This window comes from Porphyromonas sp. oral taxon 275 (genome assembly GCF_018127745.1).
In the GTDB taxonomy this organism is placed as follows: Bacteria; Bacteroidota; Bacteroidia; order Bacteroidales; family Porphyromonadaceae; genus Porphyromonas.
In genome coordinates, this window is the sequence record NZ_CP072333.1 from 1,706,308 (window position 1) to 1,726,186 (window position 19,879).

15 protein-coding genes, 1 tRNA gene and 1 riboswitch are annotated in these 19,879 nt (G+C 63.1%); of the genes, 12 read left to right on the forward strand and 4 right to left on the reverse strand.

Annotated features, from left to right (window positions below; genetic code table 11):
* Positions 1–27: 27 nt before the first annotated feature.
* Complete coding sequence (locus J4862_RS06735) at positions 28–720, reverse strand: pimeloyl-ACP methyl esterase BioG family protein (protein ID WP_211788361.1); 693 nt, start codon at positions 718–720, stop codon at positions 28–30.
* A gap of 27 nt (positions 721–747) precedes the next feature.
* Positions 748–1,188 carry a DUF695 domain-containing protein gene (locus tag J4862_RS06740; RefSeq protein ID WP_211788362.1) on the reverse strand — a complete coding sequence of 147 codons (441 nt, stop codon included), beginning with the start codon at positions 1,186–1,188 and terminating at the stop codon, positions 748–750.
* Between the two features lie 562 nt (positions 1,189–1,750).
* On the opposite strand from J4862_RS06740, the gene ahpC reads away from it, so the two are divergent.
* Together ahpC and ahpF are read left to right on the forward strand one after the other, a co-directional pair.
* Positions 1,751–2,317, forward strand: coding sequence for an alkyl hydroperoxide reductase subunit C (gene ahpC, locus J4862_RS06745; protein WP_211788363.1), 567 nt, complete (start codon positions 1,751–1,753; stop codon positions 2,315–2,317).
* 154 nt (positions 2,318–2,471) lie between these two features.
* Entirely contained in the window at positions 2,472–4,019 is a 1,548-nt protein-coding gene (gene ahpF / locus J4862_RS06750; protein ID WP_211788364.1) for an alkyl hydroperoxide reductase subunit F, read from the forward strand.
* Positions 4,020–4,161: 142 nt separating this feature from the next.
* Here ahpF and J4862_RS06755 read toward each other — a convergent pair whose 3' ends face one another.
* A complete protein-coding gene (locus J4862_RS06755) occupies positions 4,162–4,935 on the reverse strand; it encodes a YaaA family protein (RefSeq protein WP_211788365.1) in 774 nt (257 codons plus the stop codon).
* Between the two features lie 352 nt (positions 4,936–5,287).
* Between J4862_RS06755 and J4862_RS06760 the strand changes: the two genes are divergently transcribed.
* From J4862_RS06760 to trxB, 7 genes are all read left to right on the forward strand, one after another.
* Entirely contained in the window at positions 5,288–8,050 is a 2,763-nt protein-coding gene (locus J4862_RS06760) for a P-loop NTPase fold protein (RefSeq protein ID WP_211788366.1), read from the forward strand.
* Between the two features lie 46 nt (positions 8,051–8,096).
* Positions 8,097–9,578 (forward strand): PepSY domain-containing protein, encoded by a 1,482-nt coding sequence (locus J4862_RS06765; protein WP_211788367.1) that lies wholly within the window; start codon positions 8,097–8,099, stop codon positions 9,576–9,578.
* A gap of 522 nt (positions 9,579–10,100) precedes the next feature.
* A tRNA-His gene (locus J4862_RS06770) sits at positions 10,101–10,177 on the forward strand.
* Positions 10,178–10,242: 65 nt separating this feature from the next.
* A complete protein-coding gene (locus tag J4862_RS06775) occupies positions 10,243–11,115 on the forward strand; it encodes an HAD family phosphatase (RefSeq protein WP_211788368.1) in 873 nt (290 codons plus the stop codon).
* The gene (ung, locus tag J4862_RS06780) at positions 11,112–11,780 is read left to right on the forward strand and encodes a uracil-DNA glycosylase (protein ID WP_211788369.1); all 669 of its coding nucleotides are present in this window, start codon (positions 11,112–11,114) and stop codon (positions 11,778–11,780) included. Before J4862_RS06775 ends, ung begins: the two co-directional genes overlap by 4 nt.
* A gap of 144 nt (positions 11,781–11,924) precedes the next feature.
* Positions 11,925–12,428 (forward strand): RNA polymerase sigma factor, encoded by a 504-nt coding sequence (locus tag J4862_RS06785; RefSeq protein WP_211788370.1) that lies wholly within the window; start codon positions 11,925–11,927, stop codon positions 12,426–12,428.
* Positions 12,429–12,477: 49 nt separating this feature from the next.
* Positions 12,478–13,425, forward strand: a complete 948-nt coding sequence (gene trxB, locus J4862_RS06790; protein ID WP_211788371.1) for a thioredoxin-disulfide reductase — start codon at positions 12,478–12,480, stop codon at positions 13,423–13,425.
* 139 nt (positions 13,426–13,564) lie between these two features.
* Here the strand turns inward: trxB and J4862_RS06795 are convergent, their stop codons facing one another.
* Positions 13,565–14,995 carry an aspartate ammonia-lyase gene (locus J4862_RS06795; protein WP_211788372.1) on the reverse strand — a complete coding sequence of 477 codons (1,431 nt, stop codon included), beginning with the start codon at positions 14,993–14,995 and terminating at the stop codon, positions 13,565–13,567.
* A gap of 484 nt (positions 14,996–15,479) precedes the next feature.
* Positions 15,480–15,592, forward strand: a riboswitch (TPP riboswitch).
* A gap of 154 nt (positions 15,593–15,746) precedes the next feature.
* Between J4862_RS06795 and thiS the strand changes: the two genes are divergently transcribed.
* The 3 genes from thiS to thiE are packed head-to-tail and all read left to right on the forward strand — an operon-like array spanning position 15,747 to position 19,879.
* Complete coding sequence (gene thiS, locus J4862_RS06800; RefSeq protein ID WP_211788373.1) at positions 15,747–15,950, forward strand: sulfur carrier protein ThiS; 204 nt, start codon at positions 15,747–15,749, stop codon at positions 15,948–15,950.
* Positions 15,951–16,003: 53 nt separating this feature from the next.
* The gene (gene thiC / locus J4862_RS06805; protein WP_211788374.1) at positions 16,004–17,836 is read left to right on the forward strand and encodes a phosphomethylpyrimidine synthase ThiC; all 1,833 of its coding nucleotides are present in this window, start codon (positions 16,004–16,006) and stop codon (positions 17,834–17,836) included.
* A 3-nt stretch (positions 17,837–17,839) separates the two neighbouring features.
* A complete protein-coding gene (gene thiE, locus J4862_RS06810) occupies positions 17,840–19,879 on the forward strand; it encodes a thiamine phosphate synthase (protein ID WP_211788375.1) in 2,040 nt (679 codons plus the stop codon).

The window sequence follows — 19,879 nt, forward strand, 5'->3', positions numbered from 1 at the left end:
TTGGCCCGCCCGAGTGCTCTGAGCCGTCTAGCGCCAGAGCTGCTCCCAGTGGGTGAATAGTGGGAAGAGGTAGTGTACCCCCTCATCGATGACCTGCGGCTCGAGGCCCTGCCCCTGCCAGTAGCGCAGCTGGTGCGCGGGTGGGAGGATGCGGTCATCACCCCCGACATAGGCGCGCGTCCAGAGGCCGAGGGCGCTGGGCTTGGGGCTCGGGTGCTCCTCGGCGCGCATGAGGTGGTAGAGGGCATCGTGCTCGGCCTGCAGCTCGGCCGTGGTGCGGGCGTGCAGCGCCTCATAGAGGTGGCGCATGCTCCTTGCGCCGCAGAAGCGGCGATCGAAGCGCTGCCTATTGTCCTCCCTAAGCTCGCCGCGCATCATCTCGTAGTGCAGCTGCGGGATGCCGAGGCGGTCATCCATCGGATAGCCCGTACCCGCCACGGCCGTAGCCGAATGGATACGCGCCCGCAGCTCGGGGTGGGCCGCCACGAAGCTATCCACGGCCCACACGCCCATAGACCAGGCGACGATGCGGAGCTCACTGTAGCGACTGAAGTCGAAGTCCAGCGTCTCGGCGCCCTCGGCATAGTACCAGAGGCTCAGGAGGTCGTAGCCCTCGGGCCGCTCCAGGTGCTCCACTGCCACGGGTGTCATCCCCCAGCCCGAGAAGTAAAGGATCAGCCGCCCCTCGGGCACGGCAGCTGGCGTGAACTGCTGGTACATAGCGCTCGGCTCTTGGGCTACCGGGGGCTAGTCCTCATCCTCGTCCTGCTCCATCTGGAGCATCTCGCGGTAGTCCGTCCAGTCGGGGTCCTCCTGGCAGTCGATCTCCAGCGGGAGGGTCGGATAGGGCGCCAGGCAAGCGTTGAGCCGCTCGCCGAAGGTCGGCAGGTGACGCGTGTAGAAGGTCCAGTCCTTCGCCCCGCCCCCAGTATAGTTGCCCGTCATGATGGCGAGCTTGTCCCGCTCCATCGTCCGCCGCAGTAGGGGCTCGATCTCCTCGATGAGCTGTGCTGTCGCCTCGTCGGGCATCCCATCGGCCTCGGCCGCATAGGGCCAGGAGATGGCGACACGCACGCGCAGGCTGCCCGAGGCGATGAACTGCTCCAGCTCCTTGCGTACGGTCACGAAGACCAGTTGCCCGCCCTCGGTGTGGCTGAGCGAGGTGAACCATTCGTCCGTCAGTTTCATTGCTTATCCTATATATATGTATGGCGCTTGGCCAGGGCTAAAGGTAAGAAAAAAGCGAGGGATCCCGTATGGAATCCCCCACTCTAGATGTGAAGTCACAACAGAACTCCCCGAAGGGGTATCCTTATTGTGATTGGCTTCTCGTTTATGTACTGCAAAGGTACGCAGAATATCTCGCCCGCGCAATAGCCCCGAGGCCGAGGCGGTGCAGCCCCTCCGCGCTCAGCGCCTCGCCCCCCTTAGCCCCACCTCCACCCGCCCTACTGCGGGGGCACCGCTGAGGGATATCCATCACGGCGCTGAGGGCTATCCTTCACGGCGTCGAGGGACGTCCATCAGCGCGCTGAGGGCTATCAGTCAGGGCGGGGCGAGCTAGGGGCGGGTAAGGGGGAGCCTAGGCGAAGGGCAGCGGGACGAGGCTAGGAGCGGCAGCGGGGCGAGGCTATACAGCATATTTATCTACCTATAAACGCAGACGATTGGTAAGCTGGAGGGCTTAAACTATCTTTGCACTCGTAATCCCAATTACAGATTATTCAACATTCATTTAAGGACATACATCATGAGCATCATCAACAGCGAGCTCCCAGAATTCAAGGTCAACGCCTATCGCAAGGACAAGGGCTTCTTCGAAGTAACGCAGGAGGACCTCAAGGGCAAGTGGAGCATCTTCTTCTTCTACCCCGGTGACTTCACCTTCGTCTGCCCCACCGAGCTGGCCGACCTGGCTGACCACTACGAGGAGTTCCAGAAGCTGGGCGTAGACATCTACTCCATCAGTACGGACTCGCACTTCGTCCACAAGGCATGGGCTGACGCTACCGATACCATCGCCAAGGTCCAGTACACGATGCTTGCCGACATGACCTTCGAGCTGTCCTACGCTATGGGCGTACTCGGCGAGGAGTCTGGCCAGGCTTACCGCGGTACCTTCCTCTTCAACCCCGACGGACTGGTGAAGATCGCCGAGATCCACGACAATGGGATCGGGCGTGACGCTACCGAGCTGCTGCGCAAGGTCAAGGCTGCGAAGTTCGTCTACGAGCACCCCGGCCAGGTCTGCCCCGCTAAGTGGCAGGAAGGCGACGCTACCCTCCAGCCTAGCATCGACCTCGTAGGTAAGATCTAGACCAAGCGCGCGAGACCGAGCTAGTACCCATAGCTCCTCGAGCCATCTGCTAGGGGAGAAGGAGCCGCCTGAGGTGCGCTTCTTCTCCCCTAGCTTTACCCCACGGCTCCTCCCTAGTACCCCAAGACCCTAGCATCATCTAGCCTTTACCCCTATGACACTAGACCAGAATATCCTCGAGCAGCTGCGTGGTATCTTCGCCCAGCTCGAGCAGTCCTATACCCTCCTCGTCGAGAACGACGGCTCCCCCAAGGCCGCCGAGCTCCTCACCCTAGCACGTGACTTTGCCTCCACCAGCGAGCGCCTCAGCTACGAGGAGCGCCCCAGTGCGACGCTCCGCCTGAGCCTCCTGCGCGGCAGCGAGCCTACGGGCATCTCCTTCCGCGCCATCCCCGGCGGGCACGAGTTCACCTCCCTGATCCTGGCCGTACTGAATGCCGACGGCAAGGGTAAGAACCTACCCGAGGAGGTCTTCGTCCGTCGCATCGCTGCCCTCAAGACGCCGCTGCGCCTGACCACCTATGCCTCCCTCAGCTGTACCAACTGTCCCGAGGTCGTGCAGGCGCTCAACCTCATGGCCCTCTATAATCCTGGGCTCGAGCACGAGATGGTCGACGGCGCCCTCTTCCAGGCTGAGGTCGACCGCCTCGGCATCGCCAGCGTCCCCGCCGTATATATGGGGGACGAACTCGTCCACGTCGGTAAGGCCTCCCTCAGCGAACTCCTTCTCGCCCTCGAGGCTAAGGTAGGTGCCGAGGCCATCAGTGCCGAGCCCATCCGCCGCGCCTATGACCTCGTCGTCGTCGGGGGTGGCCCAGCAGGGATTGCCTCCGCCATCTACTCCGCGCGCAAGGGGCTCAAGGTAGCCGTCGTGGCCGAGCGCATCGGCGGTCAGGTCAATGAGACGACGGGCATCGAGAATATCCCCTCCGTCGCCCACACCACGGGCACGCAGCTGGCCGCGGACCTGCGTAAGCACGCCGAGGTCTACTCCATCGCCCTCCTGGACAACCGTCAGGTAGAGCGCATCGAGCTGGTGCAGGGGCTCAAGGAGCTACACACCAACCTCGGTGAGATCATCGCCACAGAGCAGGTCATCATCGCTACGGGCGCCAGCTGGCGCAAGCTCGGTGTCCCCGGCGAGGCCGAGTACATCGGCCGCGGGGTAGCCTTCTGCCCCCACTGCGACGGGCCCTTCTTCAAGGGCAAGGACATCGCTGTCATCGGCGGGGGCAACTCGGGCATCGAGGCCGCCATCGACCTGGCGGGCATCTGCAAGAGCGTCACCGTGCTGGAGTATGCCGACACGCTGCGCGCCGACACCGTCCTGCAGGAGAAGGCAGCCAGCCTCCCCAACGTCAGCATCCGCACCGCCATGGCCACCAAGGAGGTCCTCGGCGATGGCGCCAAGGTCACTGGGCTCAAGGTAGCCCCTCGTGACGGCGGCGATGAGGAGACGCTCGCGCTGGATGGCCTCTTCGTACAGATCGGGCTGGCAGCCAATACCAAGGCCTTCGACGGACTCCTCGAGCTACGCCGCGGGGAGATCATCATCGACGAGCGCTGCCGTACCTCGGTCGAGGGTATCTACGCTGCGGGCGACTGCACGACCGTGCCCTACAAGCAGATCGTCATCGCTATGGGCGAGGGTGCTAAGGCAGCCCTCACCGCCTTCGACGACCGCATCCGCTCGGGCAAGTAGTCCTGCCGCGGGCAGCACGCCAAGATCTCTTCTATATTCCAAGGCACAGCGCCCCGAGTCTCCGGAGAGACTCGGGGCGCTGTCTGTATAGGGCCCGCGCAGGCTGTGCCTCTCGGGCGGAGGTCCTCGGTAGGGCTGGGACTTAGGACTCCAGCACGTAGACCCATTCGTCCGCAGTCGACTCCGCCGCGCTGTAGACGAAGCCCTCGGGCGCAAGTGCCTGCACGGCCGCCAGATCCTCGGTAGGCTGGCGCAGCAGCGTCCCCGCCATCGTGCCGCGGGCCATCTTGGTATAGACGACGATCTGCTTGAGCCCGCCGTCGGGCCTACGTACGTAGAAGCTCGGGGTGATCACCCGCAGTGCCCGACGCACCTCCTCCCAGTGGAAGAGCCCCCGCATCTCGTCGCTGGCGAGGAAGAGCAGCGTCCCGCCGCAGGCCTGCCCCCGCTCGATGAGGACGGGCGTCAGCAGGTCACGCCAGTAGTCGAAAAGGCGCCCTTCGCCGATTTCAGGCAGGCGCACCGTCCCCTCCATACGGTAGGGACGAATGAGGTCGCTGGGGCGCAAGAGGCCGTAGGCGAAGGAGGTCATCAGGAGGTGCTCCGTAGCGTAGTGCCACTCCCCGGCGCTGAGCGTCGGCGCATCGAGCTTGCGATAGACCATACCCGAATAGCTGAGCAGCGCCTGCTGCTCGGGCGTACCCTCGTCGAAGAAGCTGCGCTGACGGCGGTAGACCTCCTCACTGAGCTTCGGGCTAAGGCCGAGGGCGCGCCCCAGCTCCTCGGCGCTGAGCCGCAGCGACTGGGCGATGATACGCTCGGCCTCGCTCTGGAAGCGTGCTCGAGTGTGGGTGAAGTGCGCGGCCAGCCGCTTGCGCTGGGTGAAGGTCTTGGCTGGGGAAATGAGTAGAAGCATCCTTGGCTGAATCTAGGTGAATGGCGGGCGGCGGCGCGCTGCGCCGCTGCCCTCGCCTCCACCAAAGGTAAGGCTTATCCCCCGAACGCCCCGCGTCGCCGCCCTCCTTCCTCCCCTTCGCCCTCTCCCCGCGAGCCAACCGCTAGGCTGCCGCCCTCCCTTCCGCAGCCTCCTGACCGATATCCCTCAACGCGCGCCACTGATACCCCTCACGCGCGCCACAGACGACCCTCAGCGCCCTGACTGATATCCCTCACAATCCCTCCCCCACTAGCCGCACCCCGCCGCCCCTTAGCTCCGCGCACCCGCTCCGCCAATTCGCCTTATCTTTATACCCATAAAACAGAGCACGATGAGCCCCAACGACGCCCCCCAAAACCAAGACGCAGGCAGCCCAAACCCAAGCCAGGAGGCCGCCCCCGAGCCCAAAGCCTCGCGCCTCAAGAAAGCCTACAAAGCTACCTCCAGCCTCCTCCGCAGGTGCTGGGACAAACGCCGAGCACTTCCTAGATTTATTCGCTGGAAGTTCCCCAGTATGGTTGAATATGCCTCTGACGTACTGGCTGAAGTACGTGTGCCCATCGTCCTTGGGGTATCCTTCGTTTTCCTCCACAAGCCTATCGAAGAGTTTGCGGTCAAGCGCCTCGTAGCCCCGCTCCTCGCTCACTTCGATACCGGATGGCTATCGAGCCTCCTAGCGCTAGGGCTAGCATTTATCCTATTCTTGCGTTTTATTCAACTCGGCAGGAGACGCTACATAGTAGGGGGCAAGGGTGTACTCAGCGCAATCCTTATCCTCCTAGGCTACGGCTACTACCGCTTTGTCCATCCCGACTTTGAGTTCTATGTACTCTTCGACAAAGCCTGCCCTATTGCCTTTGCTGACCTCATCCTGCTAGCTTGTCTTTTGACCATATTGCTCAAGGCATGGACACACTATACAAAGCCTACATCTTCACTAGAAGAGAAACATACCGAAGGACTCCTTATCGATCACCCGCTTACGGAAGAAGAAGAGGACATCTGTAGCTGGAGAGACTTTGCTGTAACCATAACTAAGCATCTCCTGGCTACAGATACCTCGCACGCGGCCTTTAGCCTCGGTATCGTTGCCTCCTGGGGCGAGGGTAAGTCCTCCTTCATGGGCATCATGCAGCGCTACCTACAGCAAGCGCAGCGCGAGGTCATCGTCATGCGCTTCAACCCTTGGCTCTACGATAAGGAGGCACAGCTGACGAAGGTCTTCTTCGAGGAGCTACGCCGTACACTTGCCCCCTACAGTAGCAAGCTCTCCAAGAGCATAGGCAACTACGCCGACCTGCTGCTCGCAGTAGATAGCAGCTGGCTAAAGCTCGCCCACCAGCTGCTCCGCTTGTCCCAGCGCAGCACTACGGAGCAGTTTGACCAGCTCTCTCAAGAGATCCAAAAGCTCGGCAGAAAGGTCGTCATCTTCATCGACGACGTAGACCGACTGACGCGGGAGGAACTGCTGGAGCTCTTCAACCTCGTGCGTAACTCCTCTAATCTACCTTGCCTCTACTTCGTCCTGGCCTACGACAAAAGCTACGTCCTCAAGACGCTCAAGGGTAACAGCGACGACCATATGAACCGCTACCCCGAGAAGATCCTCCAAGAGGAGTACCGCCTCCCCAAGCTTACCTCAGACAAAATATGGGCAGCCTTAAAACATTCCCTCCAGGAAATAGTCAGATATGATATTGCTCAGGATGTATACCTGATAATATCAGACATCCAGCAGCTCAATTTACCGTATCACCTAACAACCATTCGCATGGTTAGACGCGTGATTAACGGCTTTATATCACATGGAGCCTCGATACAAAGAAAAGGCTGGATTAACACTCAAGACTTCTTTATACTGGAGCTCATCCACTATGTCTACCCTGTTGTATATGAGTTCCTCTTAGACATGTACAAAGCAGCCGCCTTCCCTATAAGCCATCCGTTCCAGGACAACCCGCTATCTATATTTAAGATAAAGGAATCGCACATAAAGATTCTGTTTCCGTCCCACTCTACAGAGCAGCATCGACAAGGGTCTATGACCGTACATACAGGCTTATCCTCATTAGCTCAACTGATAGCTTGGTACTGGGGGGAGAAAAGAGAGGCATTTGAGGCCTGCCAGCTCAGTAAGGCCACCGAATGCCACATCGAACATCTGCTCAACCTTCTTTGGGGAGAGGATCGCCCATTAGAGGGGCGACAAATTAACCATACAGGTTATTGGGCTCGCTACTTCTACCGCGACTTTCTTGAAGCAGATTTAGCCGAACGCGACTTCGAAGCTCTCGCGAACGAACAAGATAGAGAGAAGCGAAAGGCACAATTAAGGAAATGGCAAGAAGCCAAAGGAGAAGGCTTCAAGCTAACCGTCACAGAGTACACTCCAGAGACCAGGCAAGAGGCAGCGAATATCATATGGGCTGCGCTTTACTGGAATAGTCTTCGCTTTACCCGTCCACGGATTGGACACATCGAGATTGATCGGCTCTTAGTAAGGGCAAGAATACCAGCGAAGAACGCACGAGAGCTCCTAGCTGGGCTATTAGAAGATAAAGATCTAGCCATAGGCGCTATGATCTACACTCGTAGATGGCTACTTGAGGAGGAGGCGGAGTTTCGGTATTTCACCCAAGAAGAACTCCAAGCAAAACAAATCTCTATCTTCGAGATGGCTATGACTAACGGCTGCAAGACTTCTGAGCTATATACTCTATGGTACCTTGCAGGAAAGCCAAACGGCTACGTTATCCAAAAGGGAAGCAGGCCAGATAGACTCAACGAACTCATGCGAGAAGCAGTAGCCCATGATCCTTGGAAGGTCATGTTCTGCTTCTTCCAAGAATTCCAGAATGGTCTTCATCTATGCCCAATTCCGTGGGACACCCTAGAGGAGTTTGAAGAATTCTTACTGGGGCTAGACTCACACTATACTAACGACCTTATCCCCATTATTCGGGAATACCGGAAAACGGGAAAAATAGAGGAGTTCCCCCGCCTTATGTCGGGCGGCCTCTCGACAGAGAAACTACTCCTTCTATTTGAATCTGACTTTATTGAACCCGCTCTTGATTATCTTAAGGGGTATTAGTTCCACCCCTAGCCCCCCACGCCATTAACCACACCTTATATATAGTATGCAGATCCGTACATTCATGATCAAGACGCACCGCCTGCTGGGGGCGGTGATGAGCGTCTTCTTTGTCGCGTGGTTCCTCTCAGGGATCGTGCTCATCTACAAGCCTTACCCGAAGTACACTCAGGACGAAGCGCTGGCCCATAGCGCACGTATCCCTGAGGCGCTGCCCAGCACGGACAGCCTCGCGGCCGTCCTTAGGGCGCGGGGGATGGACACACTGCAGCTCTCGAGCCTAAGCCTGCAGGGGGGCAGCTATGCCGACAGTCGTGCACGGCTCGTACTGCAGCCCGAGGAAGGCGAACGCGCGGAGCTGGCCTTCGACGGTGACAGCCTCCGCAGCCTCGTCCTCGACCGCGCCTACCTCGAGGACATCGCCAGCCGCTGGGGGCAGCGCATCGAGCGCATCGACACGATCCAGGAGCTGGACCAGTGGGTACCCTTCGGTCGTCTGCGGGCGGAGCTCCCCTTCTACCGCCTTCTACTCACGGGGGGCGCAGGGCACGAGGTCTATGTCTCGAGCCTCACGGGGCGCGTACTGCAGGAGTCCACACGCGTGGAGCGAGCCTGGGCCTGGGCAGGGGCGATCCCGCACTGGATCTACTTCACCTGGATCCGCAGCCAGCAGGAGCTGTGGCGCTGGGTCATCATCGTCCTCGGTGCGCTGGGCACGATGATGGCGGTGACGGGCTTCTACATCGGCATCTCCTACTACCGTATGCGGGGGCGGAGGAAGGGCAGCAAGCTCTATTCGCCCTTTACGAAGAAGCGCTACCAGTGGCACCACGCCTTCGGCACCGTGGGCGGACTACTCACCATCACCTGGGTGCTGACAGGGCTGCTGTCGGTGGTGCACTACCCACACACCGAGACCGAAGAGTACGCCGTGGAGCGCCTCGAGGGGGCGCCGCTTCGCCTGGAGGCCTACCGCACCGATCTGGAGGCGCTGCGACAGGCTGAGCCCGAGCTGCGCCGCCTCAGCTTCTACTCCTGGGGCGACATCCCCCTGCTGCAGGCCGAGGGAGGCGAAGAGGTGCACTACTACGATGCCCGCAGCGCGCAGCCCCGCCGTCTAGAGCTCACCGAGGCCGAGATCACGGGCGAGCTGCAGAAGGTCTTCGGCGCGGAGCACCAGTACCGACGCGACTTCCTCCAGGAGTACGACAGCTATTATATAGATCGCGCGCGTAAGCTGCCGCTGCCCGTCTGGCGCATCGCCATCGACACCAAGGAGCACCACAGCTACTACGTCTCGCCCGAGCGCGGACGCGGTAGGCTCATCGCCGACAACGAGCGGATCGACGCCTGGATGTTCTCCAAGCTGCACCGCCTGCAGTTCGCGAAGCTCGTCGCGCAGCCCTGGCTGTGGACGGTAGTGATGTGGGCCTTCCTCCTCATCGGTACGATCACCTCCGTGACGGGCCTATGGATGACGGGCGACTACCTCAAGCGGCTCTGGAGGAAGCGCCGCCGTAGACCCTAGCCCCACGAGGCCCCGAGGACGAGCCGCCCAGCATAGCCCCCTCTGCTGGTCGGCTCGTGGCATCTATCCCAAGGCCTAGCTGAGCCCGACCCAGGCTAAGGGACGCCGCCCCTCCCCCTTCCGAGCGCAAGCGAAGCAAGCTCCCCGCGCGGCTCCGCCCAAGGCCTCCCGAGGCGGCGACGAAGGGGGCAAAGCACGCCGACAGCCCGAGCGCAGCGCCGCGAGGGATATCCCTCAGCCTCCTCACCGACGTCCCTCACGCTCGCCACGGACGTTCCTCAGCCCGCTGACTGATATCCCTCGCGCGGCCTCCCCCTTAGCACGGGGCTCCGCTCGGGGCTCTGTGTCGCAGCACGCGAGGCCCTACACGAGGAGCGGGAGGAGGGGGCTAGGCGGCAGGCAATCGGACGCTTAGCCTAGGCGCGAAGCGGGGCAGAGGACGGCGCGAAGGGCAGGGCAGCAGGCTATTTGGTAGTGTCCGAAAGTCTTCTTATCTTTGCAGCGCTTTAGGGCAATCAGATGGTGGTTGTAGCTCAGTTGGTTAGAGCACTGGATTGTGGTTCCAGGTGTCGCGGGTTCGAGTCCCGTCTTCCACCCCAAGGCAAATGGGCATACGGCAGCGCCGTGTGCCCATCCTTCGTTTACGGCCCAGCATAGTCAGAGGATGTCCCATAGCCATCAGATCACCTTCCTCCGTAGCCTCAGCACCGAGGAGCAGCATCAGCTCGCGGAGCTCTGCCGTCCCCTCGGGGAGGCAGTGCTCCAGCCCCTACGCACTGCCCCCGAGCTCCATAGGCTGCAGCTCGAGCTGGATGCTGCCGAAGGTGCGCAGGAGCGGGCCGAGCGCCGCCGCCTGCTGGAGTGCCTCCTGCCCTGGGCACGCGGGCGCTCGCTGCCCTTCTACTACCCCAGCTCAGAGGCCGTGCGGCCGATCCGACGTGTGGCCTTCGACCTCGACGGCACACTCATCCGAGACGAACTCATGGTACTGCTGGCGGGGCAGAGGGGATGCGGCGAGGAGATGCAGCAGCTCACCGAGGCCGCCATGTGCGGCGCGCGTCCGTTCCGCGAGAGCTTCGTAGCACGCAGCCAGCTGCTCCTCGGCCTCAGCGAGGCGGAGCTACTGCGGCCGCTCGCTCAGCTGAGCTTCGCCCCCGATGCCGCCGAGCTCATCGCGCAGCTCCAGCAGCGGGGGCTCGAGCTCTGCCTCATCACGGGCGCCTACGAGCCTCTAGCGGCCGCCCTCGGCGCGCAGCTCGGCCTCCCGCTCGGCTGCGCCAGTGCCGTACGTATGGAGGGCGGGCGCCTGGCAGGACTCATCGAGGAGGCCATCGTCGACGCCGAGGCCAAGGCGCGCTACCTCGAGGCCTGGGCGGGCTGCGAGCTGCACGCCACGCTCGCCCTAGGGGACGGTGCCAACGATATCCACATGCTCTCCACCGCGGGCCACGCCCTGCACTACAGCTGTATAGCGCCCTCCGCACCCTCATTTATCCACCTGCTGGAGCTCCTCCAGCGCCTTAGCCACATCCTATGAACGTCCGTATCGAAGCCAGCTGGCGCGAGGCCCTCGCCGCCGAGTTCGACAAGCTCTACTTCGGCATCCTCACCGACAGGATACGCAGCGAGTACCAGAGCGGTCACGCCATCTACCCACCCGCAGGGCAGATCTTCCGCGCCCTCGACCTCTGTCCCCTCGATCGGGTACGCGTCGTCATCTTAGGCCAAGACCCCTACCACGGCGCGGGCCAAGCCGAGGGTCTCGCCTTCTCCGTCCCCCATGGCATCGCTGTGCCGCCGAGCCTGGTGAACATCAAGCAAGAGATCGCCGACGACCTCGGCCGCCCCTCCATCATCACCGGCGGCGAGCTCCTACCCTGGGTGGAGCAGGGCGTACTGCTGCTCAATACCACGCTCACCGTCCGCTCGGGCGAGGCCGCCTCCCATCAGGGGCTGGGCTGGGAGACCTTCACCGACGCCGTCATCCAGCTGGTCAGCCAGCGCTGCGACCATGTCGTCTTCCTCCTCTGGGGTAGCCCCGCTAGGCGTAAGGCCGCTATGATCGACGCCACGCGCCACTGCATTCTGGAGGCGCCGCACCCCTCGCCGCTGTCGGCGCACCGCGGCTTCTTCGGCTGCCGCCACTTCTCCCGCGCCAATGCCTACCTCCAGCAGCAGGGCCTTGCCCCTATCCAGTGGTAGCCTCTCCTAGGTATAGACGGGCTCAATAATCCCATTTAGTAGGCAGGCGGTAGGGCAGCGGAGAAGTCGTATCTTTGTAAAAAAGAAATAAGCCCCCGCAGTACCCTGCGACGCGGCTTGGACAGCTAAAAGAAAGGTAGCACTATGGACGTACTCCAGATACAAAAGGACCTCATCGGGATGCAGGACTATATGAAGAACTTCGCACGTAGCCTCACCAAGGACGAGGCCGATGCTGAGGACCTGACCCAGGACACGACGCTGCGCGTGCTGAACAACTATGATAAGTTCGTCGACAACGTCAACTTCAAGGGCTGGGTGCTGAAGATCATGCGCAACATCTTCATCAATAACTACCACAAGCTCGTACGTACACAGGAGCTCATCGACTATAATGTGGACGCCTACAACGTGCCCCTGATGAGCGACGGCGGGGAGAACACCCCCGAGGGCTCTATGGACATCAAGGAGATCACAGAGGCCATCTCGGCTCTACAGCCGACGCTCAAGGAACCCTTCTCCATGTACGTCTCAGGCTATAAGTACAGCGAGATCGCCGAGACCCTCGGTATACCTCTGGGCACGGTCAAGAGCCGTATCTTCTTCGCCCGCCAGGAGCTCCAGCGCAAGCTGCGCGACCTGCGCTAGGCGCCTTACACCCCTTTCCACCCCTTCCGAATCATAAGGAATACCATATATGAATAGAGAACATCGTCGCAGCCTGATCATTGGCTCAGGCCCAGCAGGCTACACCGCCGCCATCTATGCGGGACGCGCCAACCTCGCACCCCTCCTCTATGAGGGCATACAGCCCGGCGGCCAGCTCACACAGACCACAGAGGTGGAGAACTTCCCCGGCTACCCCGAGGGCGTCACGGGCCCCGTACTGATGCAGGACCTGCGCAAGCAGGCCGAGCGCTTCGGCACTGAGGTACGCTCGGGTCTGGCCACCAAGGTAGACCTCTCCCAGCGCCCCTATGTCGTGACCTTCAGCGACGGCGTAGAGGTCGAGGCTGACACGATCATCATCTCCACGGGAGCCTCCGCTAAGTACCTCGGCCTCGAGGATGAGACGAAGTACGCCGGTATGGGCGTCTCGGCCTGCGCTACCTGTGACGGCTTCTTCTACCGCGGCAAGACGGTCGCCGTCGTCGGTGGTGGCGACACCGCCTGCGAGGAGGCGCTCTATCTGGCAGGCCTCGCGTCCAAGGTCTACATGATCGTGCGCAAGGACCACCTCCGTGCCTCGGACATCATGCGCCAGCGCGTCGAGCAGCACGAGCGTATCACCATCCTCTACGAGCACAATACGGTGGGGCTCTTCGGGGACAATGGTGTCGAGGGGGCCCACCTCGTCAAGCGCCTCGGCCAGCCCGATGAGGAGCACGTGGATATCGCTATCGACGGCTTCTTCCTGGCAATCGGTCACCACCCCAACTCCGAGCTCTTCGCCGACTACCTCGACCTCGACGAGACGGGCTACATCATCACTGAGGGCGCTACCCCACGTACCAAGGTGCCTGGCGTCTTCGCTGCTGGGGACGTCGCCGACCCGCTCTACCGCCAGGCGATCACCGCTGCGGCCTCGGGCTGCAAGGCAGCTATGGAGGCCGAGCGCTACCTCAACGATCAGGGCCTCCTCTAGCGAGTGCCCGCTGAGGATCGGGAGCTAAGCCCACAAGGCACAGCCCCGAGCTCGACAAACGACAAAGGACAGCGCCTCATCCACACGTGTGGATGAGGCGCTGTCCTTTTTGCTTGGGCGAGGCCTGAGGCCGATCGAGCTACTTGAGCGGCTTGATGTCGAGGCGCACGGGCTGGATCATGTTCTCAGGCGCCAGCACCTTGTCCAGATCCTCCTGGGTAAGGATGCCGTGCTCGATGACCAGGTCGTAGACGCTACGCCCCGTCTCGAGGGCCTCCTTGGCGATCTTGGTGGAGTTCTTGTAGCCGATGATGGGGTTGAGGGCGGTGACGATACCGATGCTGTTGCGCACATAGCTGCGGCAGGTCTCCTCATTGGCCGTGATGCCCTCGATGCAGAGGGTACGCAGCGTGTCGAAGCCCTGGATCATCAGATCGATGGACTCGAAGCAGCACTGAGCCATCACGGGCTCCATAGCGTTGAGCTCCATCTGAGAGGCGTCGCCCGCCATGGTGACGCAGAGGTCGTTCCCCATGACCTTGTAGCAGACCTGGCTCATGACCTCGGGGATGACGGGGTTGACCTTGCCGGGCATGATGGACGAGCCAGGCTGCATGGCGGGCAGGTTGATCTCGCCGAGCCCACAGCGGGGGCCGCTGGAGAGCAGGCGCAGGTCATTACAGATCTTGTTGACCTTGACGGCGATGCGGCGTAGGGCGGAGCTGTAGCCGATCATCTCGCTGGTGTCGCTCGTGGCACCGACGAAGTCGTCCGTACGCGTGATAGGCCAGCCCGTGATCTCCGCCATAGCGGCCGTGCAGTAGTCGGCGTACTCGGGCTCAGAGGAGATCCCCGTGCCGATGGCCGTAGCCCCCATGTTGATGGCGAGGAACTGCTGGGCAGCGTAGTCAAGGTTGGCGATCTCGTGGCGCAGGATGGAGGCGAAGCCGCCGAAGGTCTGCCCCAGCGTCATGGGCACAGCGTCCTGCAGCTGCGTACGGCCCATCTTCACCACGTGGGCGAACTGGCGGGACTTAGCCTCCAGCGCCTCGATGAGCTGGATGAAGTGCGGGCGCAGCTTGAGGTGCGAGGCATAGAGGCCGAGGTGGATGGCCGTGGGGTAAGCGTCGTTGGTCGACTGCGAGCCGTTGACATGGTCATTGGGCGAGAGGTACTTGAACTCGCCCTTGGCGTGCCCCATCAGCTCGAGGGCACGGTTGCAGATGACCTCATTGGCGTTCATATTGGTCGTCGTGCCCGCCCCGCCCTGGATCATGTCCACGGGGAACTGGTCGTGGTGCTTGCCCTCGAGGAGCTCGTGACAGGCGGTGACGATGGCGTCCTTCTGCTGGTCGCTCAGCAGGCCGAGGCGGTGGTTGGCAATCGCCGCGGCCTCCTTCGTCCACGCGAGGCCGTGGATGAAGAGCGGGTAGTCAGAGAGGTGGAAGGCGCTGATGTTGAAGTTCTCTACTCCACGGAGCGTCTGCACGCCATAGAGCTTGTCGTTGCTGATCTGGCGTTCGCCGATCAGATCACTTTCTATGCGAAAGTCCTGGACTGATGTAGCCATAGTAGTGACTGGTATAGCTTGATGAATAGTTATCGGTAGAGCAAAGGTACTTATTTTTCCCTCCCAGCGCACCCCAAGTTTTAGGCTGTCAAAGGCTTATCCTAGGACAAAAGCACGCAGTCCCCGCACAAAAGGCAGCCCAAAACACGTCATTCTACCACAAAGCAAAGCCCGAAGCGCACCCAGAGCGAGCAAACAACGTCTTTTTACCACCTCTCGCAGCCTCCTCCCGCAGCTCGCTCAGCCGCCCCGCCTACTCCTCGCGCTGCCCTGCGACCAAGGCCTCCCCTTCCTGACCGATATGCCTCAGAGCACTGACTGATATCCCTCACGCCTCTGACTGCCGTCCCTCACGGCGCTGATGGATATTCCTCAGCGCAGCCCGACAGGCCTCGGAGCTGCGCTAGGGCTTATCCCCCCTGCCTTAGTCCTATCTCCAAGGCGACGGAGACAAGGGAAAAGAAAAAAGCCTACCTTTGCCCCAAGCAACTCAAAGGGGTGCTGGCTGTAGACCTCCGTCGTCTACCGCTGTGCTGAGATTATACCCGAGGACCTGATCCAGGTAATACTGGCGTAGGCATAGAGTGAAGGCAAGCACTTGCCGCTTATACTCCATGATCTTCATCTGACCCTCCGGTGCCGCGGTGTATCCCAGCCCGCTGCCGCCCCCACGTGCCGCTCCCAGCGCCGCCCGCGGGTGAGGCTGCTGCATCCCTAGAGCTGCCTCTATCATCACCTAGTAGCTCTCTCGATGCAGATCACCGTCAACGGCGAGCCCCACCAGCTCCCCACTCCCCTCAGCCTCCGTGAGGCCCTCGACAGCCTCGGCCTCACCCTCCCGACACACGCCGCCCTCGCCCTCAACGAGCGGGTCGTCCCCCGCAGCGCCCTCGACAGCACGCAGCTCCAGGCGGGCGACGCGCTCCTCATCATCCAGCCCACCTTCGGCGGATAGTCCCGAGGCGCCCCTTAGCCCTTAATTCTCACCCTACACTTCCCCCTAAGCCTATGAAGATCAAAGATGTCGTCACCCACGGCCCCCTCACCGGGTCAGAGAAGATCTACGTCACCAGCCCCCGTATGCCCCACGTGCGGGTAGGCATGCGCCGCATCCCCCTCTCGGACACCATAGAGGAGGACGGCAGCCGCAGCCCCAACGCCCCCGTCATCGTCTACGACACGGGCGGCCCCTACACCGACGCCGCCTATCAGGTAGACCTCGAGCGCGGCCTACCGCGCCTGCGCGAGCCCTGGATCGAGGGGCGCGGCGACACCCTCCAGAGCGAAGGCCTCGGCAGCAGCTATGCCCGCCAGCGTCTAGCCCAGCGCGCCCTCGACGGCCTGCGCTACCAGCACATCGTCCCCCACCCCCGTCGCGCCCAGGGCGACTGCGTGACCCAGCGCTACTACGCCGTGCGCGGCATCATCACCGAAGAGATGGAGTACGTGGCGCTGCGGGAGAACCAGCAGATCGAGGAGCTACGCGAGCGCCACAGCCGCGGCGGCGACCCCAAGGGCGCCGTGCTGCCTGAGCTGGTGACGGCAGAGTTCGTCCGAGAGGAGCTGGCCAGCGGCCGCGCCATCCTCCCAGCGAACATCAACCACCCCGAGAGCGAGCCCATGATCATCGGCCGCAACTTCCTCTGTAAGGTCAATGCCAACATCGGCAACTCCGCCATCACCAGCAGCATCGCCGAGGAGGTAGAGAAGGCCGTCTGGGCGACCCGCTGGGGCGCCGACACCGTCATGGACCTCTCCACAGGCCGTCATATCCACGAGACCCGCGAGTGGATCCTGCGCAATAGCCCCGTGCCCATCGGCACCGTCCCCCTCTATCAGGCGCTGGAGAAGGTACACGGGCGTGTCGAGGAGCTGAGCTGGGAGATCTACCGCGACACGCTCATCGAGCAGGCCGAGCAGGGCGTGGACTACTTCACCATCCACGCAGGCCTCAGGAAGGAGCACATCCCACTGACGCTCGGCCGCCTGACGGGTATCGTCAGCCGTGGAGGGGCGATCATGGCGGGCTGGTGCATCGCCCACGACCGCGAGAGCTTCCTCTACGAGCACTTCGAGGAGATCTGTCGGATCGCCGCGCGCTACGATGTCGCCCTCTCCCTCGGCGACGGTCTGCGCCCTGGCAGCATACAGGACGCCAACGACGCGGCGCAGATGGCCGAGCTCAAGACCCTAGGCGAACTGAACCGCATCGCCGCCCGCCACTACGTCCAGGTCATGATCGAGGGCCCGGGGCACATCCCCATGCACCTCATCCCTGAGAATATGACGCGCGAGCTCCTCGACTGCGACGAGGCGCCCTTCTACACCCTCGGGCCGCTGGTCTCGGATATCGGCGCGGGCTACGACCACATCACGGGCGCCATCGGGGCGGCCATGATCGGGCACCTCGGCACGGCTATGCTCTGCTACGTGACGCAGAAGGAGCACCTAGGCCTGCCCGAGCGCGAGGACGTACGTCAGGGCGTGGTGACCTACAAGCTCGCTGCCCACGCCGCCGACCTGGCGAAGGGACACCCCACGGCCTACATCCGTGACCACGCGATGAGCAAGGCGCGCTACGAGTTCCGCTGGCGGGATCAGTTCCACCTCGCCCTCGACCCTGAGCGCGCCCGTGAGTACCACGACCAGACGCTGCCCGACGACTCGCACAAGGAGCGGCACTTCTGCTCGATGTGCGGCGAGCACTTCTGCTCGATGCGCGTCAACCGTAGCTTCCGTCAGGCGCTGGCGGCACGTACCGTCGGCAAGGACGGCGTGCCCGTGGTCGGACTCGTGCGCCCCAGCGATGTCGCCCCTCATAGCTGCTCGGGCGGCCACTAGCCTATGCGCCGAGACCAAGTCATCGTCCTCACGCCCCCCGAGTGGCGGGGGGCTGTGGAGGCGAGCTGGATCGCCACGCTGCTGCGCCTCGGCGTGGGACGCGTGCACATCCGCAAGCCCAAGGCCAGCACCGCGGAGCTCAGCGCCCTCCTCGAGGCCATCCCCCGCGCCCTGAGGCGGCACTGCGTCCTCTCGCAGCAGCCCGAGCTCGTACGCCGCTACGGCCTCGGCGGCCTGCACCTCTCGGTACGCGGCTGGCGGGAGCTCAGCGCCCGCCCGTCCCTTGCCTCGGGGCAGCTCGTCGGTGTCAGCTGCCACAGCCGTGAGGAGCTCCAGGCGCTGCCCTTCGCCCCCGACTACGCCTACCTCAGCCCCGTGGCGCCCAGCCTCAGCAAGGCAGGCTACGGCGCGGCACAGCAGCTCTGGACGGAGCTGGAGCTCCAGGAGCTCTGCACCGAGACGCCCTTCCCGCTGATCGCCCTCGGGGGCATAGCGCCAGCCACCGCGGGGCGCTTCCTCCGCCTAGGCTTCGCGGGCGTGGCAAGCCTGGGCTACTGGCAGGGGCTGTCGCTCGAGGAGCTCCCCGAGGCACTGCGACGCCTCAGCGCCCCGCACCTGCTGCTCTGCGGAGGGCTCGACCCTACGGGCGGGGCGGGCATCACGGCCGACCTCTGCCACGCCGAGCGCCTCGGGGCCCTGAGCTACAGCCTCATCACGGCCGTCACGAGTCAGGACGCGGAGCACTTCTACGGCCTCACGCCGCTCGGGGAGGAGGAGCTCCGCGGGCAGCTGCGGAGCCTCGAGGCGCTGCCCCCGCCCGAGGTGGCCAAGATCGGCCTCGTGGCCTCGCTGGAGCAGCTGCAGACGCTCGCGGGGCTGATCCGCGCCCGCTACCCCCACTGCCTCATCCTCTGGGACCCGATCCTGCGCAGCAGCTCGGGCTATCAGCTCCTCCCGCCGCCCAGCGCCGAGGAGCTGGAGGCGGCGCTGCGGGAGGTGGACCTCCTCCTACCTAACGCCTACGAGCAGCGCCTGCTCCTCGGGGGACTTAGCCCCGCAGAGGCCGTACGCCGCTGGCGCTGCAGCATCATCTGTAAGGGCGCTCGACCGAGCCCCGCCCTTATCCCCAGTCTAGGCGCAAGGCACGACACGAAGGCAGGAGAGCGCGCTTCGACAGGACAGTCTGCCGACCTGGCCGCCAGCGGCAGCACCATCAGCGACCTCGGCTACACGCCCGAGGGCCAGTGTATAGCCAGCTGCTGCCCGCCCGCGGGCACCGACCGCCACGGCACGGGTTGCCTCTATGGCACGGAGCTTGCCCATGCGCTGGCCTCGGGGCTCGGCCTCGAGACCGCTATGCGGCGTGCCCAGCGTGCGGTGAGCCACTACCGCCAGGGACTAACTCCACCTGCCGCACGCCCTCGTCCGACGCTGGGGCGGCGTATGTTCGTCACCCACGGCAGCACGCCCGAGGAGCTCCTGCTGCAGACCGAGCGCGTGCTGAGCCTTGGCCTCTGCGACCTCGTGGAGCTGCGGATGAAGGCGGCGAGCGCACCCCTCCGAGAGGCCGCAGCCCGCCAGCTGCTCAGCCTCTGCCGCAGCTACGACGTCCCGCTGCTGATCAACGACGACGTGGAGCTGGCCTTCCGCATCGCCGCCGACGGCGTGCACCTCGGGCAAGAGGATTGCCCGCCCGAGCGCGCCCGCCAGCTGCTGGGCCCCGAGGCCCTCATCGGCCTGACCTGCAATGACGCCCAGCAGCTCGAGCGCGCCCTACAGCTACCCATAGACTACATAGGCCTCGGCCCCTGCCACTACACAGAGACCAAGCAGCGCCTAGCGCCCATCCTCGGGCACGAAGGCTACCGCCGCCTCCAGCTCCACGACTACCCGCTGCCCATCTACGCCATAGGCGGCATCGAGCCCCAGGAGGAGCCCGAGCTGCGCGCCCTCGGCCTCCACGGTATCGCCATGAGCCGCTCCCTACTTCGATTCACAGGGGAGGCTAAGACGCCCCTACCCCATACGCCTACTAGACCCTAG

Excerpts from the sequence above, each read along its gene's own strand:
- J4862_RS06735 (WP_211788361.1), bottom strand. The coding sequence starts at position 720 with ATGTACCAGCAGTTCACGCCAGCTGCCGTGCCCGAGGGGCGGCTGATC.
- J4862_RS06740 (WP_211788362.1), bottom strand. The coding sequence starts at position 1,188 with ATGAAACTGACGGACGAATGGTTCACCTCGCTCAGCCACACCGAGGGC.
- ahpC (WP_211788363.1), top strand. The coding sequence starts at position 1,751 with ATGAGCATCATCAACAGCGAGCTCCCAGAATTCAAGGTCAACGCCTAT.
- ahpF (WP_211788364.1), top strand. The coding sequence starts at position 2,472 with ATGACACTAGACCAGAATATCCTCGAGCAGCTGCGTGGTATCTTCGCC.
- J4862_RS06755 (WP_211788365.1), bottom strand. The coding sequence starts at position 4,935 with ATGCTTCTACTCATTTCCCCAGCCAAGACCTTCACCCAGCGCAAGCGG.
- J4862_RS06760 (WP_211788366.1), top strand. The coding sequence starts at position 5,288 with ATGAGCCCCAACGACGCCCCCCAAAACCAAGACGCAGGCAGCCCAAAC.
- J4862_RS06765 (WP_211788367.1), top strand. The coding sequence starts at position 8,097 with ATGCAGATCCGTACATTCATGATCAAGACGCACCGCCTGCTGGGGGCG.
- J4862_RS06775 (WP_211788368.1), top strand. The coding sequence starts at position 10,243 with ATGTCCCATAGCCATCAGATCACCTTCCTCCGTAGCCTCAGCACCGAG.
- ung (WP_211788369.1), top strand. The coding sequence starts at position 11,112 with ATGAACGTCCGTATCGAAGCCAGCTGGCGCGAGGCCCTCGCCGCCGAG.
- J4862_RS06785 (WP_211788370.1), top strand. The coding sequence starts at position 11,925 with ATGGACGTACTCCAGATACAAAAGGACCTCATCGGGATGCAGGACTAT.
- trxB (WP_211788371.1), top strand. The coding sequence starts at position 12,478 with ATGAATAGAGAACATCGTCGCAGCCTGATCATTGGCTCAGGCCCAGCA.
- J4862_RS06795 (WP_211788372.1), bottom strand. The coding sequence starts at position 14,995 with ATGGCTACATCAGTCCAGGACTTTCGCATAGAAAGTGATCTGATCGGC.
- thiS (WP_211788373.1), top strand. The coding sequence starts at position 15,747 with ATGCAGATCACCGTCAACGGCGAGCCCCACCAGCTCCCCACTCCCCTC.
- thiC (WP_211788374.1), top strand. The coding sequence starts at position 16,004 with ATGAAGATCAAAGATGTCGTCACCCACGGCCCCCTCACCGGGTCAGAG.
- thiE (WP_211788375.1), top strand. The coding sequence starts at position 17,840 with ATGCGCCGAGACCAAGTCATCGTCCTCACGCCCCCCGAGTGGCGGGGG.